The organism is Tardiphaga sp. GW822-FHT04G09 (genome assembly GCF_058800725.1).
Genome location: NZ_JBXAMO010000004.1, coordinates 115441 through 131299, shown reverse-complemented (window position 1 = coordinate 131299; position 15859 = coordinate 115441). Strand labels below are relative to the sequence as shown.

The following is a 15859-nucleotide window of genomic DNA, read 5'->3' as shown; positions in this document are numbered from 1 at the left end:
GACCTTTATGAATCGCATCACCGCGATCACGGCTTGCGTCGCGATCGTCCTGTCTGCGTCCAACATGGTCAGATCGGCATCGAGCCAGTCGGAAAGTGGCTGGGTCACGCTGGTCGATAGCACCAGGATGGGCGACTGGGACAAGGTCGGCGACGCCAATTGGGCGATGAAGGACGGCGCGCTCGCCGCCGACAAGCTGCTCTCCGGCAAGGACCTCGCTTATCTCGTCAGCAAGACCCCCTACAAGGATTTCCAGATCAGGGCCGAGTTCTGGACCGATGCCGAAGCCAATAGCGGCATCTTCATTCGCTGCGATAACCCGAAGGTGATCGACGGCAAGACCTGCTACGAGGTCAACATCTTCGACAAGCGACCCGACCCGTCCTATGGCACCGGTGCCATTGTCGATGTGGCCAAGGTCAATCCGATGCCCAAGGCCGCGGACAAGTGGAACACCTATGAGATCACGGCGAAAGGTCCGAAGCTCACGGTCGTCCTGAACGGCGAAAAGACCGTCGACGTGGAAGATACCAAGCACGCCGCCGGCCCGATCGCCCTGCAATACGGCTCCGGCGTGGTGAAATTCCGCAAGGTCCAGATCAAGCCGCTGTAAGCACAGCCATTCCTCAGTCCGGACGGAGCGATCCATCCGGGCTGAGCCCCTTTTACCCGCCCCGCCAAATGCTGCTATGATGGCTCCAACCCCACGGAGCCCCTCATGAGCTGGCAACCATCAGAAGATCCGATCCTCGGTGATCCCAAGACCTGCGACGCGCTGGAGCTGGTAATCGTGCCGCGCACCCGCGATCTCGGCGACGGCTTCCTGGTCCGCCGCGCACTGCCCCACGGCAAGCGGCAGATGGTCGGCCCGTTCATCTTCTTCGACCATTTCGGCCCGATGCAGTTCATTTCCGGCAAGGGCATGGATGTGCGGCCGCATCCGCATATCGGCCTAGCCACCGTCACCTATCTGTTTGACGGCGCCATCATGCATCGCGACAGCGAGGGCAATGTCCGCGAGATCCAGCCGGGCGCGATGAACTTGATGACCGCCGGAAAGGGCATCGCCCATTCCGAGCGTACACCCGACGTCCAGCGCCGCGACGGCCAGAAGATGCTAGGCCTGCAAAGCTGGATCGCGCTGCCCAAGGGCTCCGAGGAAATCGCGCCGTCGTTCCAGCATTATGCTGCCGAGAGCCTGCCGACCATCACAGACACCGGCTTCACCGCGCGCGTGATCGCCGGCAAGGCATTTGGTAAGGCTTCGCCGGTGTCGATGGTGTCGCCGTGGTTCTATGCCGAAGTTGCGGTCGAGGCCGGCACCAGCGTGCCGCTCGATCCCGATCACGAGGAACGCGCGGTTTATATCGTCGATGGAGAAATCGAGATCGCCGGCGACCGCCATGAGGCGCCGCAACTGCTGATCTTCCGGCCCGGCGATGCCATCACCATCAAGGCCATCAACAATACCCGCATGATGTTCCTCGGCGGCGACGCACTGGAAGGGCCGCGGCACCTGTGGTGGAATTTCGTGTCCTCCAGCAAGGAACGCATCGAGCAGGCGAAAGAAGACTGGAAGACCGGCCGCTTCGCCCATGTGCCCAACGAGCACGAATTCATCCCGCTGCCGGAATAGGCCCCCCTTCATCACGACGCCGCCGGCCTGACGCCGGACGGTTCTGCTTTCGAAAGACCCCCTGACATGACCACGATGGCCACCAGCGACCTGCCCCTGCCCAAGATCGGTCGCGGCAAGGTGCGCGATATCTATTCCGTCGGCGACGACCGCGTGCTGCTGCTGACCACCGATCGCATCAGCGCCTTCGACGTGGTCATGAATGAAACCATCCCGATGAAGGGTGCGGTGCTCACCCAGATCAGTGCCTGGTGGTTCAACCAGCTCGGCGGCGTGGTCCCGCATCACATGATCTCGGCCGATGCCGACGACATCATCAAGCAAGTGCCGGCGCTCGCAGGTCACCGCGCCGCGCTGGCCGGTCGCGCCATGCTGTGCCGCCGCACCACCGTCTTCCCGATCGAATGCGTGATCCGCGGCTATATCTCGGGCTCGGCCTGGAAGGAATATGCTGCGTCAGGCACGTTGGCCGGCGAGAAGCTCGATGCCGGACTGCTTGAGAGCCAGAAATTCCCCGAGCCGGTGTTCAGCCCGGCCACCAAGGCCGAGACCGGCCATGACGAGAACATCACCATTGCCCGGATGCGCGAGATCATCGGCGAGGAGGATGCCTTCACCCTCGAGAGCATGACCCGCGCCATCTATACCCAGGGCGAAGAGATCGCCCGCGAAGCCGGTATCATCATCGGCGACACCAAGTTCGAATTCGGCAAGGAGGCCGATGGCCGCATCATCCTGATCGACGAGGTGATGACCCCCGACAGCTCCCGTTTCTGGGCGGCCGATGTCTATAAGCCGGGCCAGCCACAGCCGAGCTTCGACAAGCAGCCACTGCGCGACTATCTCGACATCGAGCGACGCGCCGGCCGCTGGAACGGTGAGGCGCCTCCGCCGGCACTCCCCCCTGAGGTCATCGACGCCACCAGCAAACGCTATCTGGAAGCCTATCGTCGCCTGACCGGCGCTGAGCTTGTGGTCAGCTAAGCCGCCGACGGTCCTTCACGTGGACTGTCATAAAAATATTCTTGTCCGTCCATCTCTCCGTCGTCTACCAGAGACGGCGGCGGTTGCGCTTGTCGCGCAGCGCTCCGACAGGTTCGCGCGTGACATACTTCTTGCCCGGCTCCACCATCCCCTCCACCTTGAAGGTAGCCGCCCATGGCTGACTCCCTCGTCAGCCCGGACGCGTTGCGCGTCTGGCGCAATGACATCACCGGCGGCCTGATCGCCAGCGTTCTGACCATCAGCTTCGGCCTGTCCTATTCGGTGCTGATCTTTACGGGGCCGCTGGCGGCGCTGATGCCCTACGGAATCGCCGCAACCTTCATCTCGGCGAGTGTCATCGCCGCCGTCGTCGCCCTCGGCAGCTCATTTCCCTTCGCCGTGGCCGGCCCGGAGAGCTCCACCGCAGCCGTCACCGCGATCCTGTCGGCAGCCCTGGTCGAACACCTCGTCACGGCCGATGCATCGCCCACTTTGCTGGGTCCAGTACTCATCACATTGTCCTCGGCCACGATCGTCACGGGCATCGTGCTGTGCGGTTTCGGCATCACGCGCATGGGGCGGGCTATCCGCTATGTGCCCTATCCGGTGATCGGCGGGTTTCTCGGAGCTACCGCCTGCCTGATCGTCGCTGGCGCCATTCAGGTGATTACCGGCCACAAGCTGCAATGGGCGAACCTCACCAGCCTCTCCAATCCGATGACGCTCTACGAGCTGCTGGCTGCGGCTGCCGTGGCACTGACGATCTACATTGTCTGGCATCGCTCCCGCAAGCCGCTGGCGCTGCCCACGATCCTCATCGGGAGCGTCGTAGCGGCGCATCTCGCGTTCCGGATCGCCGGCATATCCGTGATCGAAGCACAGGCCATCGGCTGGACCTTCGCGTCGCCCCCGAAAGCCAGCCTGACCTTGCCCTGGGGATTCTTCAGCGATGGCTACCCGTGGCAGGCGCTGCCCGGACTTGTGGGCAATTTCATCGCTGTGATCTTCGTGACGGCAGTGAGCACGCTGTTCAATACGACGGGCCTCGAAGTCGCCGCGCATCAGGAAGCCGATATCGAGCGCGAACTCAATGTCACCGGAGCCGCCAATATCCTGGCCGGCGCACTTGGCGGCTATGCTGGCTGCATCTCGATCAGCCGTTCAGTCCTGAACCGCAGCAGTGGCGCTACCGGTCGTTTGTCCGGCCTGACCGTCGCCGCGGTAGCCGCGCTGATGCTCGTCGTCGATCCCGCATTACTTGCCTATATGCCGCGCTTCGTGCTCGGCGGCCTGCTGCTGTATCTCGGCCTGGAGCAACTTCATCGCTGGATCGTCGACTCCCGCAAGCGGCTCTCGCTGCTCGACTACCTGTCGCTGCTGGCGATCATCGTCATTATTCTGACCTGGGGTTTCGTGGCCGGTGTGCTGATCGGCATCGTCATCGGCTGCGCCACCTTTGCGCTCAGCGTGTCGCGGGTCTCCTCGATCAAATACGGTTTCGACGGCTCGGAATATCGCAGTTCGCTCGACCGGTCGCTGGAAGACCAGCGCACGCTGGCGACCCATGGCCGCGAAATTCAGGGCCTCAATCTGCAGAGCTATCTGTTCTTCGGCTCGGCCAACCGACTGTATCTGCACGTCAAGGCGCTGCTGCGCCGGCATCCCGAATGCCGCTATCTGGTGTTCGACTTCAAGCTGGTGACGGGCATCGACTCATCGGCTGCCCACAGCTTCGCCCAGATCAAGCGCATCGCCGAAGGCCACGGCACCACGCTGGTGCTCGCCAATCTTCATCCCGCGGCCAATCGCAATTTGCGCGCCAGCCTGTTCATCGACAACGCCGTCAAGGTCATGGGCGAACTCGATCACGCGCTGGAGTGGTGCGAGAACGAGGTGATCGTCAGGCATCGCGGACTCGCCGAAGAAGAAGCCAACTTGCGCGACTGGTTCACCAAGATCCTGCGCACCGCGGACGATTCCGAAGAACTGATGCGTCGCTGCCAACGCATCGAGGTCGGCGCCGGCGAAATCGTCGTTCAGGCTGGCGACGCTGCCGATTCCATGCACTTCATTCTGGACGGCCGACTTGGCATCATGGTGCCGGCGGGCGATGGCAGGCTGACGCGGGTGCGCAGCCTCGGGCGTTACACGACAGTGGGCGAAATGGGCCTTGTCGCCTATGCACCGCGCAGCGCCACGATCCAGGCCGAAATCGCGAGCGTGCTGTATCTACTGCGCGCCGACGCCTTCGAGGACATCAAGCAAAACCATCCGGCATTGAGCCAGAAGCTGCTGACATACTTCGTGTCGGTCATGGCGGAGCGGCTGGCTTTTGCGAGCCGGATGATCGCGGTGTTGCGAAGGTAAGCAGAGTCCACACGACGCATGCGAAACGGACGGCCGGCTACGAGTTGGAGCCGCCGGCACCGACGGTCGAATTTTCAGGTATCGTTGCCTTGCGGCTGGCGCGCCAGTTCTCCCACCTCTGGATGACGACAAAAAAGGTGGGAACGAACAAGACGGCAAGGCAGGTCGAAGCGAGCATGCCCGAGAACACGGTGATGCCGATCGACTTGCGGGCGCTGGCGCCGGCGCCGGTCGCCAGCACCAGCGGCAGCACGCCGAGAATGAAGGCGAAGGACGTCATCAGGATCGGCCGAAAGCGCGCACGCGCGGCTGCGACTGCAGACTCGAGCAGCGGCTTGCGATCGTGCACATGCAGCTCGATCGCCACCTCCACGATCAGGATCGCGTTCTTCGCCGACAGTGCGATCAAAAGGATAATGCCGATCTGCGTGTAGAGATTATTCTCGATTCGTAGCGCGGTGAGCACCGTCATCGGGCCAAGTAGCGACAGCGGCACGGCCAGGATCACCGAAATCGGCGCATACCAGCTTTCATATTGCCCTGCGAGCACAAGATAGACGAGCAGCAACGCAAGGCCGAACACATAATACAATTGATTGCCGACGACCTTTTCCTGATACGACATCGCCGTCCACTCGAAGCCCGTTCCCGGCGGCAAAGTCTTGGCCGCGATCTGCTCCATCAATGCCATCGACTGCCCTGAACTGTAGCCCTGTGCCGGCAGGCCGATCACCGCCGCCGTCGGATAGAGATTGTAAAGGCTGATCAGCGACGGCCCTACGGCGGGCGTAATCTTCGCCACGGTGCCAAGCGGGATCATGCTGCCCTGCTGGTTGCGGACCATCAGGTTCTCGATGTCCCGGGCGGTCAGCCGGAATTTGGCATCTGCCTGTGTATAGACCTGAAAGGTGCGGCCGAACTTGTTGAACTGGTTGACGAAGGACGAGCCGAGATAGGACGACAGGGTCGAAAACACCTGATCCGTCGTCACATGCAGGGTCTGGGTCTTGATACGGTCGATCTCGATATCGAACTGCGGCACCATCGAGCGGAACGGCGAACTGACGCGCTGCAAGGCACTCTGTGTCTCTGCATTGGCAACGATCGCGCCGGTGATCGCCTGCAGCTTGGCGTAGTCGGCGTTACCGTCGCGCAATTCCACCTGCATGGCGAAGCCCGCAGCATTGCCGATGCCCTGAATCGGCGGCGGAGGAACCACCAGAATGCGGGCTTCCTCGATCACCGAGAGACGCTCGTTCAGTCCGACGAACAGCGAACGAAGGTCCTGACCCGGTCCGCGCTCGCTCCATTCCTTGAGGATCAGATAGGCAACACCGGCATTGGCCAGGCTGGAGCTGTTGTCGAGCGCGGAGATGCCTGAAATGGTAAGCACCTGTTCCACCGCCGGCGTCTTCGCGGCCAATTCGCTGACCCGATCGAGCACACGTTGCGTCCGGTCCAGCGCGGCGCCATCGGGCAACTGGACGGCTACCAGCAGATAGCCTTGATCCTCGATCGGGATGAAGCCGGTGGGAATCCGGGACAGCCCATAACCGCCGATACCGATCAGAATCAATGCGATGAAAACCGAAAGATTGCTGTGTGCGACCATGCGAGTGATCAGGGCAGCATAGCCCCGCTCAACCCGGTCGTAGACCTTGTTGAACCCACGATAGAAGAAATTGCGCTTCTCCGGGGGCACCGGGCGGCGCAACCACAATGCGCATTGCGTCGGCTTCAGCGTGGCCGCATTGATGGCGCTGAGCAGAGCCGTCGCGGCAATCACCAACGCGAATTGCGCATACATGCGCCCGGTCAATCCAGGCAGGAATGCCGCCGGCAGGAACACCGAGATCAGCACCAGCGTGATGCCGATGATCGGGGCAAACAGCTTGTCCATCGCGCTGATCGCAGCGTCGTGGCCGGACATGCCCTGCTCGATATTGTAGGCGGCACCTTCGACAACCACGATGGCGTCGTCCACCACGATGCCGATCGCCAGCACGATGGCGAACAGAGTCGACAGATTGATCGTAAAGCCCAGCGCGGCCATCGCCGCAAAGGCGCCGATGATCGTCACCGGCACTGTCGTTGCCGGCACCAGCATCGCACGCCAGTCCTGCAGGAAGATCAGGATGACCACCAGCACCAGAAGCCCAGCCTCGAGAAGCGTCTTGTAGACCTCGTCGATCGATGCCTGGACGAATTTCGTGGTGTCGAAGGGGGTGTCGTATTTGATGTCGTCGGGAAACTGCGCAGCCAGCGCGACCATCTTCTTCTCGACGGCCTTTTCGACCTCGAGCGCGTTGGCGCCCGGCGACTGGAATACGCCGATGCCGACAGCCGGCTTCTGGTTGAGCGAGAATATCTGGCTGTAGGTCTGCGCGCCCAATTCGACGCGCCCAACGTCCCGGACCCGCGTGACGTCGCCACTATCGCCGGTCTTGACGATGATGTCCTCGAACTCGGCGGGATCGTCCAGCCGCCCGTTGATGTTCAGCGTGTACTGGAACGCCTGCCCCGCGGGTGTCGGCGGCATGCCGATCTGGCCCGCAGCAACCTGTTGGCTCTGCTGCTGGATGGACTGGATGACGTCCTGCGGCATCAGCCCGCGCGCTTGCAGCTGGTTCGGATCGAGCCATATTCGCATCGAATACTGGCCGGCGCCGAACACCGTCACATTGCCGACGCCGGGCAGACGCGACAACTCGTCCCGGATGTTGATCGTGGCGTAATTGCTCAGAAACAGGCTGTCATAGGTCGACTTCGGCGACGTCAGTGTCACGAACAACAGGATTGCCGTCGACTTCTTCTGAACGGTAACGCCCTGATTCTGCACGGCGGTCGGCAGCGACGACAGCGCGCTCGATACGCGGTTCTGCACAAGCACCTGCGCAAAATTCAGATCGGTGCCAATCTTGAACGTGACCGTGAGTGAATAGGTGCCATCGGCAGCGCTGTAGGACTGCATATAGAGCATATCCTCGACGCCATTGACTTGTTGCTCGATCGGCAATGCGACCGTGTCGACAATGGTCTTGGCGCTGGCGCCGGGATAGCGCGTCGTGACCTGGACGGTCGGCGGCACCACGTCGGGATACTGTGCGACAGCGAGGCCATAGAGCGAGACGCCGCCGATCAGGATCATCAGCAACGCGATGACATTGGACAAGACCGGCCGCTCGATGAAGAACTTCGAAATCATGGCCTGTCCCTACTTGGTCGGTATCGGCGCTTCGATTTTTCTCACCTGCGGATCGACCTTCTGCCCCGGAATGGCACGCAGCAGGCCTGCGATGACGACGCGATCATCCGGCTTCAGACCGCTTTCGATCACGCGAAGGTCGGCTTCCAGCGGGCCGACGACGACCTTGCGCTGCTCAATGACATTGTCACCATTCACGACCAGCACATAGCGCCCAGCCTGATCGCTCCCAAGCGATACATCGGGCACCAGCAGGGCGTCACCTTGCTGGTCGATAGGCACGCGAACGCGGACATAAGAACCCGGCAACAGGATGCGATCCGGATTTGGCAGCACACCACGCACCGGTAGCGTACCCGTCGACTGGTTGATGGTCGGCGAGATGTAGTCGATCTTGCCCTTGTGCGGAAAGCCGGTCTCGGTCTGCAGTCCGACCTCGACGGGCAACTGCCTGATATCGCTCACCGTCAGCCCGCGCCGTCGGGCTTCGTCCCGGATATGCAGCACATCCTGTTCATTGACGTTGAAATTCACATAAATCGGGTCGAGTTGCACGATCGTCGCAAGCTGCGTCGGCGACGCGACACCGACCAGTTCGCCGACCGACACCAGATGTGCGCTAACGATACCGTCAAACGGGGCAACGACATTCGTATAGCCGTAGTTGACGGCCGCGATCTTGGTGTTGACCTGCGCCTGCTGCAGATTGGCTTGGGCGTTTTCGCGCGCCGATGTCGACTGGTCGAGTGTGGCTTGCGAGACGGCTTGCCGGGCAACGAGATCTGACTGGCGCTTGAAGTCAGCCTCGGCCTGCTTTGCAGTGGCCTGTGCCCCCGCTTCCGCAGCCTGCGCCTGCTCCAGCTTCAACAGGTATGTCTCCGGTTCGATCGTGAACAGCGTCGCGCCTTGCTTGACGAAGGAGCCATCCTGATAGTTGATCGACTGCAGAACGCCCTGAACGCGCGCCACGAGATCAACGTTCTTGACCGGTGCTGTATTGCCTGTCGCTTCGAAAAAGCGCGTGATGCCGCGCTGCACAGGGACCGCTACCTCAACTTTCGGCGGTGGCGGCGGCACAAAAGTGTTTTGCTCGCAGGCACTTAAAAAAAGGCTCGTCAACACGATACCCGCAGCGCGCATGGCCGTGATCTGCTGCAGCTGCTCAATGCGAGCTTTTCGTCCAGATGAACAGGCGCGCACAAATCGCATTATCCTGCCTCAATCAAATGACTCTCTGAAAACCCCTCGGCCAAGAAAGCGGCAGCCACACGCATTAATAGCAACAATACACTTGTAGTGGAAACGAAACCGTAAAATGATGCCGGACCGAAGTTGTTTTGCGAATGCCTTTCAGAACTCACGTTTCTTGAAGATTTTACGCAATTGCCCTGAATGACCGGGCGGTAGCAACGAGGATTTCAGCGATGAATTTCATGTTCGGTTCCGCCGCGCGATATCGCACGTCGATGGCCACTGTCATTCTATTTGCAATCGCGAGCCCTGCCTTTGCGCAGGCGCCGAGCCAGGCGCAGCGTGACGCGATCAAGACGCAGTGCCGCTCGGATTACATCGCGCATTGCTCGAGCATTCCTCCTGGTGGAGAAGCCTCGTTGCAGTGCCTTCAGAAGAACATGTCGAGCCTTTCGTCGGCATGCGCGGGCGCGGTTCGGGCCGTCGAAGCGCCGGCGGCTGCACCAAAGGCCGCTGAGCCGGCACCCGCAACAACGCCCAAGGCCGAATCCACGCCACCGGCTGCCAAGCCGGCAACGGCCGCACCGAAGGCAGCAGCGACGCCCGCTACGAAAGGCACGACTGCGGCTCCGGCTGCGGCAGCCGCGACCGCTGCACCCGTAACCACTCCCGCAGCCATCGTGCTGCGGCCGATGCGGCCACGCGAAGAATTGTTGGTGATGAGATCAGCATGCGGTGGCGACATCAGATCGCTCTGCGGCGGCATTCCGCCCGGTGGGGGCCGCATCGTGCGGTGCCTGGCCAGCAACAGCGCATCGCTTTCACCGGCTTGTACCGGCGTCCTCGCGCCATTCGCTCAACGGTGATCGAGGCTGCACGATAACGATTCGCCGACTGCGTCCATTACTCCCCACGAAAGGCAAGGATCAGCTGTATCAACCGGGCAGACAGGATGATGTAACAGAGCGACATCGCGATCTGAAACGCGACGTGCCACTCCAGCTTTGCAAGCTTGTAGAGGCCATCGATGAAGTTCAGCAGCAACAGAGCGATTCCGAACAGTTCGACACCACCACCGACGAGACTGTGGCGCAGGTATCCGAACAGAACGATAGAGGGCTCATCGCTCGATACATGTGCCCCGGCCGATATAATCAAGGTGCCGATCACCATCTTTTCGACGTGACTGAATATTTCCTTTGAGGCAGGCTCGATAAGTCGATTGTGAAAGCTAAACCACCTGGTTCTGAAATCCGACATGCTTTCTCCTGCTGAGGCAGCATCGGGCGAAACAGGCCCGCTGCAAGTTTCAAGTCGGCAAGTATCTGCGATATTTAATAAACGTTTTGCCGCATCAGGATACAAGGCGCCGTTACAGGATTCCTGATCGTTCACGAGATTTTTGCGTATTCCTACGAACTACTCTTTGCAATTGAAGCAACTTCCAAAACTCTTGTTCGTATACCGCTTACGCCGCCACTGAAGCCCACGAACCTTTTCGCGCGTCCTTTTCCAACCAACCAAAACGGGAGATCACCATGCGTTCTTTCTTGATGATGGTTGCAGCCGTTTTCGCATTCGGCACGACAATGACGTTTGAAGCCACCGACGCCAACGCCGTCGTCTGCACACGTGGCGTTTACCGTGCCGGCTGCGCCGGCTACCGCGGCGCCGTTGTGGTACGCCGCCCGGCGGCGGCGTGCCGCACCGTCTGGGTCAATGGCGTGCGCGTACGTCGCTGCTACTGACCGAGGGCGGGTTCGGCTGGATCAACTAATTCAGAAGGCCCGTCGGACTCGCCGGCGAATAACCGAGAGACGGACATTGATTTGTGCTGGCTATGGCAGAGCCATTGGCCATGCCTGCCAAAACGCGAATGCCCGGCCCGCACGAAGCTTGCTTCGCGCGGGCCGGGCATGACGAGTGACTGATTCAAAATTCGGAAAGGCGCGACGCCTCAGATCCCCGACATCATGATGTATTTGATCTCGACATATTCTTCCATGCCGTGATGCGAACCTTCGCGGCCGAGACCTGACTCCTTCACGCCGCCGAACGGGGCCACTTCGGTGGTGATCAGACCGGTGTTGACGCCGACCATGCCGGACTCCAGCGCTTCTGCGACGCGCCAGACGCGACCGAGATCGCGCGAATAGAAGTAGGATGCCAAACCGAACGGCGACGCGTTGCACATGGCGATGACGTCGGCTTCATCCTTGAAGCGGAACACCGGCGCCAGCGGGCCGAAGGTTTCTTCCTGCGACACCAGCGCATTCGGGTTCACATTGGCGAGCACCGTCGGTTCGAAGAACGTGCCGCCGAGTGCGTGGCGCTTGCCGCCGGTGACGATCCTGGCGCCGCCCTTCACGGCATCCGCGATGTGACGCTCGACCTTCTCGATCGCCTTTTCGTTGATTAGCGGACCCTGGGTAATGCCCTGCTCGGTGCCGTCACCGACCTTCATGGCCGCAACCTTCTTCGCCAGCTTTTCGACGAACTGATCGTAGATCGCGTCCTGCGCATAGAGGCGATTGGCGCAGACACAGGTCTGGCCCATGTTGCGATACTTCGACACGATCGCGCCCTCGACGGCAGCATCGATATCGGCGTCGTCGAACACCACGAAGGGTGCGTTACCGCCGAGCTCGAGGCCTAGCTTCTTCACGCCGACCGAAGCCTGCTTGTAGAGGATCTTGCCGACATTGGTGGAGCCGGTGAAGCCAACGAAGCGCACGGCAGGATGCTCGCACAACACGAGGCCGATGGCCGATGCATCGCCGGTGATGATGTTCAGCACGCCCTTCGGCACACCTGCGCGCTCGGCCAGTTCAGCCAGCGCCAGCGCCGACAGCGGCGTCTCGTTGGCGGGCTTGATCACCACGGTGCAACCGGCGGCCAGCGCGGGCGACACCTTGCGGGTGATCATGGAGTTCGGGAAATTCCACGGCGTGATGGCGCCGCAAACACCGATCGGCTGCTTGATTGCCAGCAGGCGCGCATCGGCGCGCTGGGTCGGAATGGTCTCGCCATAGACGCGGCGGGCTTCCTCGGCGAAGAACTCGATATAGGCGGCACCGATATCGACCTCGCCCAACGCTTCGGCCAGCGGCTTGCCCTGTTCGGTGGTGAGGATCAGCGCCAGATCTTCACGATTGGCAATGATCAGCTCGAACCACTTGCGCAGGATGTTGGAGCGCTGCTTGGCGGTGAACTTGGCCCAGACCGGAAACGCCTTTTCGGCGGCCTCGACGGCCTGCGTCGTTTCCCTGGCACCCATATTGGGCACCTTGGCGATTTCAATTTCATTGACCGGATTGGTAACCGAGGTCTCGCCGGTGCCGACCCAAGTGCCATCGATGTAGCACTTGTCGCGCAGCAGTGAGGGGTCTTTGAGGCGGTCGCGCAGCGAAGGGGCAGATGACTGGCGTGCGGCGGCGGTCGGTGACATGGGCGGTTCTCCTGCGGAAAGTGTCGCGAACGTATAGCCGCGGACTTGTAGAGGAGTATAGACCCGAAAGCGCCCCTCGGCAGCGAATGGCAGCTATCGCTCGCTCGGGCATTTAACGCCCGAATTCAACAGTCGCCGAACGCCGCAAGCCAGATCAGGCCGCGCCGCGCATATAGGTCTCGCGCCGGTCGATCATCCGCTCGAAAGCGATCCGGGCATTGGCGCGGGTCGTCGTCGAGAAGGTGCGGTATTCCAGCTCCGGCAGCATCGCCACGTCACGGCGACCAAACCAGGAGATGAAGGATTTCGGCGGGGCCGAAATCTTGGCCAGCGCCTGCGCCAGATTTTCAGCTGCATCGAAAGCGAACAAGGCGCCGGTCTGGGCAACCCGGACCTCGAAAATTCCTGGACCGATCGGTGCCTCGATGCTCTCGCCACGGGAAGCGCGGGGATAATGTTTCCAGTCGGTCCAGTTCGCGATCATCGTCGGTCTCCGCAGCTGACACGCTGCACACTCATGGTCTTAGGGTTAGTGTCGGAAAGCGCTTTGACGTTCACGTCATTTTTTGAACACAGCTGCGCCAATTTCGTTCCGGGCCGCTATGAAGTTTGCTGGCTAAACCGGAAATAGTTCCGCCGAGGGGCTAAAACCAGCGCAAGTGTAATCACATCCGCGAGATCGGCGGCCTCGCGCTCAAGTTGAAACGCGGTAAGATAAGAAAAAACTGGAGGGGAAACGGATGTCTACCCAAGTCGAGATCGACCAGATTCTAAAGAGGGCCAGCGAGGCCGGCGCGATTCCCGGTGCGGTTGCGATGGCTGCGACGCGGGGTGAGATCATCTATCGGGGTGCGTTCGGCAAGCGCGACGTATCCAAGGATACCACCATGACCCCGGACAGCGTGTTCTGGATCGCCTCCATGACCAAGGCGATTACCGCTGCCGCAGCGATGCAGCTGGTGGAGCGGGACAAATTGACGCTGGATGCACCGCTTACGACAGTACTGCCGGATCTTGCGGAAACACAGGTGCTGGATGGCTTTGACGTCGTCGGCACCCCAAAGCTGCGTCCACCGCGCCAACCGATCACCTTGCGGCATCTGCTGACCCATACGGCCGGGTTCTGCTACGACATGTGGAACGGCGACATGGTGCGCTATCTGGAAAAGACCGGCATTCCGCCGTTCCGCACCGGGCTGAACGCCGCCATGAAAGTACCAATCATGCGCGATCCCGGCACGCGCTGGGAATACGGCACCAATATCGACTTCGTGGGCAAGGTCGTCGAGACCGTCAGCGGCGAACGCCTCGACGCCTATTTCCGGAACCACCTGCTGGCGCCGCTCGGAATGACCGACACCGCCTTCGTGATCGGCGACGACCAGCGCAAGCGTCTCGTCGCCATGCACAGCCGCAGCACCAACGGCGCACTGACTCCGATCCCTTTCGAGATCAGGCAAGATCCGGAATTCTTCGCCGGCGGCGGCGGGCTCTACGGCACCGCGCCCGACTATATCAAGTTTACGCAAATGATCCTGAACAGCGGGACCGGCAACGGCAATCGGGTATTAGGGCCGGAGACCATCGCGCTGATGGGCCAGAATCATATTGGCGAGCTCAGCATGACGCCGATGGCCGCGGCGGTGCCGACCGCCAGTAACAATGTCGACTTCCTGCCGGGCATCGACAAGAAATACGGCCTTAGCTTCATGATCAACACGGCGCAAACCGCTGAAGGCCGCAGCGCCGGCAGCCTCGCCTGGGCCGGCCTCGCCAACACCTATTACTGGATCGATCCGGCACGCGACATCACCGGCGTCATCATGATGCAGGTGCTGCCATTCGCGGATCCGACTTGTTTGAAGGTGTTTTCAGACTTTGAGCGCGCGATTTATGCGGAGCTGGGCGCGAAGAAGGCGGCGTGAGACGGCGCCTTTCCCTCCCCGCGAGGGGAGGGAATAACACCCTTAAACCGGCAACCCGTTCTTGCCAGCCAGGTCCTTCAGCGACACCTGCGGACGCGCGCCGATATGCTGGATGACTTCGGCGGCGGCCATGGCGCCGAGCTTGCCGGCATTCTCGTAGCCGGCATTGCGCACCAGGCCGAACAGGAAGCCTGCCGCGAACAGATCGCCAGCGCCTGTGGTATCGACGAGCTTCTCGATCTTGTGGGCCGGCACCGCAACGACGCCATCGCCGGATGTCACCACACACCCCTTCTCGCTGCGCGTCACAATGCCGAGCTTGATGTCCTTGCCGAGCTGCTTGAGCGCCGCATCGAAATCCGCGGTCTCGTAGAGCGAGGTCAATTCGGCCTCGTTCGCGAAGATCAGATCGACAGTGCCGGACCGCATCAGGTCGAGAAACTCGGCACGATAACGGCCGACGCAGAATGCATCCGATAGCGTCAGCGCAACCTGGCGCTTGGCGTCATGCGCGATCTTCGAGGCCTTCACGAACGCTTCCTTGGCGCTGACGGGATCCCACAGATAGCCTTCGAGATAGACGATCGAAGACGCTGCAACCGCAGCGGCGTCGATATCATCTGGCGTCAGATCCTGCGCAGCACCGAGATAGGTGTTCATCGTGCGCTCACCATCGGGCGTCACCAGGATGTAGGAACAGCCGGTGGCCGGACCGCCGGTGGCCGCCTTGGTGTCGAATGCGACGCCGGCGGCACGGATGTCGTGGGTATAGAGCGCGCCGATCTGATCGTCCTTGACCTTGCCGACATAGGCCGTGCGGGCGCCGAGACTGGCGAGGCCGACGATGGTATTGGCGGCCGAACCGCCGGACATTTCGGTGGCAGGGCCCATCGCTTTGTAGATCGCCGCGGCGCGGGCCTCGTCGATCAGCGCCATGCCGCCCTTGGTCATTTCATGCGCGGCGAGAAACTTGTCATCGGCCTGCACCAGCACGTCGAAAATCGCATTGCCGATTCCGAGCACGTCATATTTTGCTGAAGTCATTAAGAATATCCCGTTGCGGCAATTGCGATGACGATGAAAATCCGTTTCAACTCGTCTCG

The 15859-nt window shown here is 61.2% G+C and carries 13 protein-coding genes; 6 read left to right on the top strand and 7 right to left on the bottom strand.

Translation table 11 applies throughout. The features are described from left to right. The first annotated feature begins 64 nt into the window (after window positions 1–64). From AC1RLZ_RS09750 to AC1RLZ_RS09735, 4 genes are all read left to right on the top strand, one after another. Window positions 65–613 carry a 3-keto-disaccharide hydrolase gene (locus AC1RLZ_RS09750; protein ID WP_371420419.1) on the top strand — a complete coding sequence of 183 codons (549 nt, stop codon included), beginning with the start codon at window positions 65–67 and terminating at the stop codon, window positions 611–613. A gap of 105 nt (window positions 614–718) precedes the next feature. After that, a complete protein-coding gene (locus tag AC1RLZ_RS09745; protein ID WP_493188482.1) occupies window positions 719–1636 on the top strand; it encodes a pirin family protein in 918 nt (305 codons plus the stop codon). A 66-nt stretch (window positions 1637–1702) separates the two neighbouring features. Further along, window positions 1703–2620 (top strand): phosphoribosylaminoimidazolesuccinocarboxamide synthase, encoded by a 918-nt coding sequence (locus tag AC1RLZ_RS09740; RefSeq protein WP_493188481.1) that lies wholly within the window; start codon window positions 1703–1705, stop codon window positions 2618–2620. Window positions 2621–2794: 174 nt separating this feature from the next. Next, window positions 2795–4987 carry an SLC26A/SulP transporter family protein gene (locus AC1RLZ_RS09735; protein ID WP_493188480.1) on the top strand — a complete coding sequence of 731 codons (2193 nt, stop codon included), beginning with the start codon at window positions 2795–2797 and terminating at the stop codon, window positions 4985–4987. Between the two features lie 37 nt (window positions 4988–5024). Here AC1RLZ_RS09735 and AC1RLZ_RS09730 read toward each other — a convergent pair whose 3' ends face one another. From AC1RLZ_RS09730 to AC1RLZ_RS09715, 4 genes are all read right to left on the bottom strand, one after another. Continuing rightward, window positions 5025–8192 carry an efflux RND transporter permease subunit gene (locus AC1RLZ_RS09730; RefSeq protein ID WP_493188479.1) on the bottom strand — a complete coding sequence of 1056 codons (3168 nt, stop codon included), beginning with the start codon at window positions 8190–8192 and terminating at the stop codon, window positions 5025–5027. Between the two features lie 9 nt (window positions 8193–8201). After that, complete coding sequence (locus tag AC1RLZ_RS09725; RefSeq protein WP_493188478.1) at window positions 8202–9332, bottom strand: efflux RND transporter periplasmic adaptor subunit; 1131 nt, start codon at window positions 9330–9332, stop codon at window positions 8202–8204. Window positions 9333–9813: 481 nt separating this feature from the next. After that, the gene (locus AC1RLZ_RS09720; RefSeq protein WP_493188477.1) at window positions 9814–10128 is read right to left on the bottom strand and encodes a hypothetical protein; all 315 of its coding nucleotides are present in this window, start codon (window positions 10126–10128) and stop codon (window positions 9814–9816) included. Between the two features lie 158 nt (window positions 10129–10286). Further along, a complete protein-coding gene (locus AC1RLZ_RS09715) occupies window positions 10287–10778 on the bottom strand; it encodes a hypothetical protein (protein WP_493188476.1) in 492 nt (163 codons plus the stop codon). Window positions 10779–10921: 143 nt separating this feature from the next. Between AC1RLZ_RS09715 and AC1RLZ_RS09710 the strand changes: the two genes are divergently transcribed. Beyond that, window positions 10922–11131 carry a hypothetical protein gene (locus AC1RLZ_RS09710; RefSeq protein ID WP_493188475.1) on the top strand — a complete coding sequence of 70 codons (210 nt, stop codon included), beginning with the start codon at window positions 10922–10924 and terminating at the stop codon, window positions 11129–11131. A gap of 209 nt (window positions 11132–11340) precedes the next feature. Here AC1RLZ_RS09710 and AC1RLZ_RS09705 read toward each other — a convergent pair whose 3' ends face one another. Then, window positions 11341–12831, bottom strand: coding sequence for an NAD-dependent succinate-semialdehyde dehydrogenase (locus AC1RLZ_RS09705; RefSeq protein WP_493188474.1), 1491 nt, complete (start codon window positions 12829–12831; stop codon window positions 11341–11343). Between the two features lie 154 nt (window positions 12832–12985). Then, window positions 12986–13315 carry a hypothetical protein gene (locus tag AC1RLZ_RS09700; protein ID WP_371420384.1) on the bottom strand — a complete coding sequence of 110 codons (330 nt, stop codon included), beginning with the start codon at window positions 13313–13315 and terminating at the stop codon, window positions 12986–12988. A 256-nt stretch (window positions 13316–13571) separates the two neighbouring features. On the opposite strand from AC1RLZ_RS09700, the gene AC1RLZ_RS09695 reads away from it, so the two are divergent. Beyond that, the gene (locus tag AC1RLZ_RS09695) at window positions 13572–14756 is read left to right on the top strand and encodes a serine hydrolase domain-containing protein (RefSeq protein WP_493188473.1); all 1185 of its coding nucleotides are present in this window, start codon (window positions 13572–13574) and stop codon (window positions 14754–14756) included. Between the two features lie 42 nt (window positions 14757–14798). Here the strand turns inward: AC1RLZ_RS09695 and AC1RLZ_RS09690 are convergent, their stop codons facing one another. Then, complete coding sequence (locus tag AC1RLZ_RS09690; protein ID WP_493188472.1) at window positions 14799–15800, bottom strand: adenosine kinase; 1002 nt, start codon at window positions 15798–15800, stop codon at window positions 14799–14801. Window positions 15801–15859 lie beyond the last annotated feature (59 nt).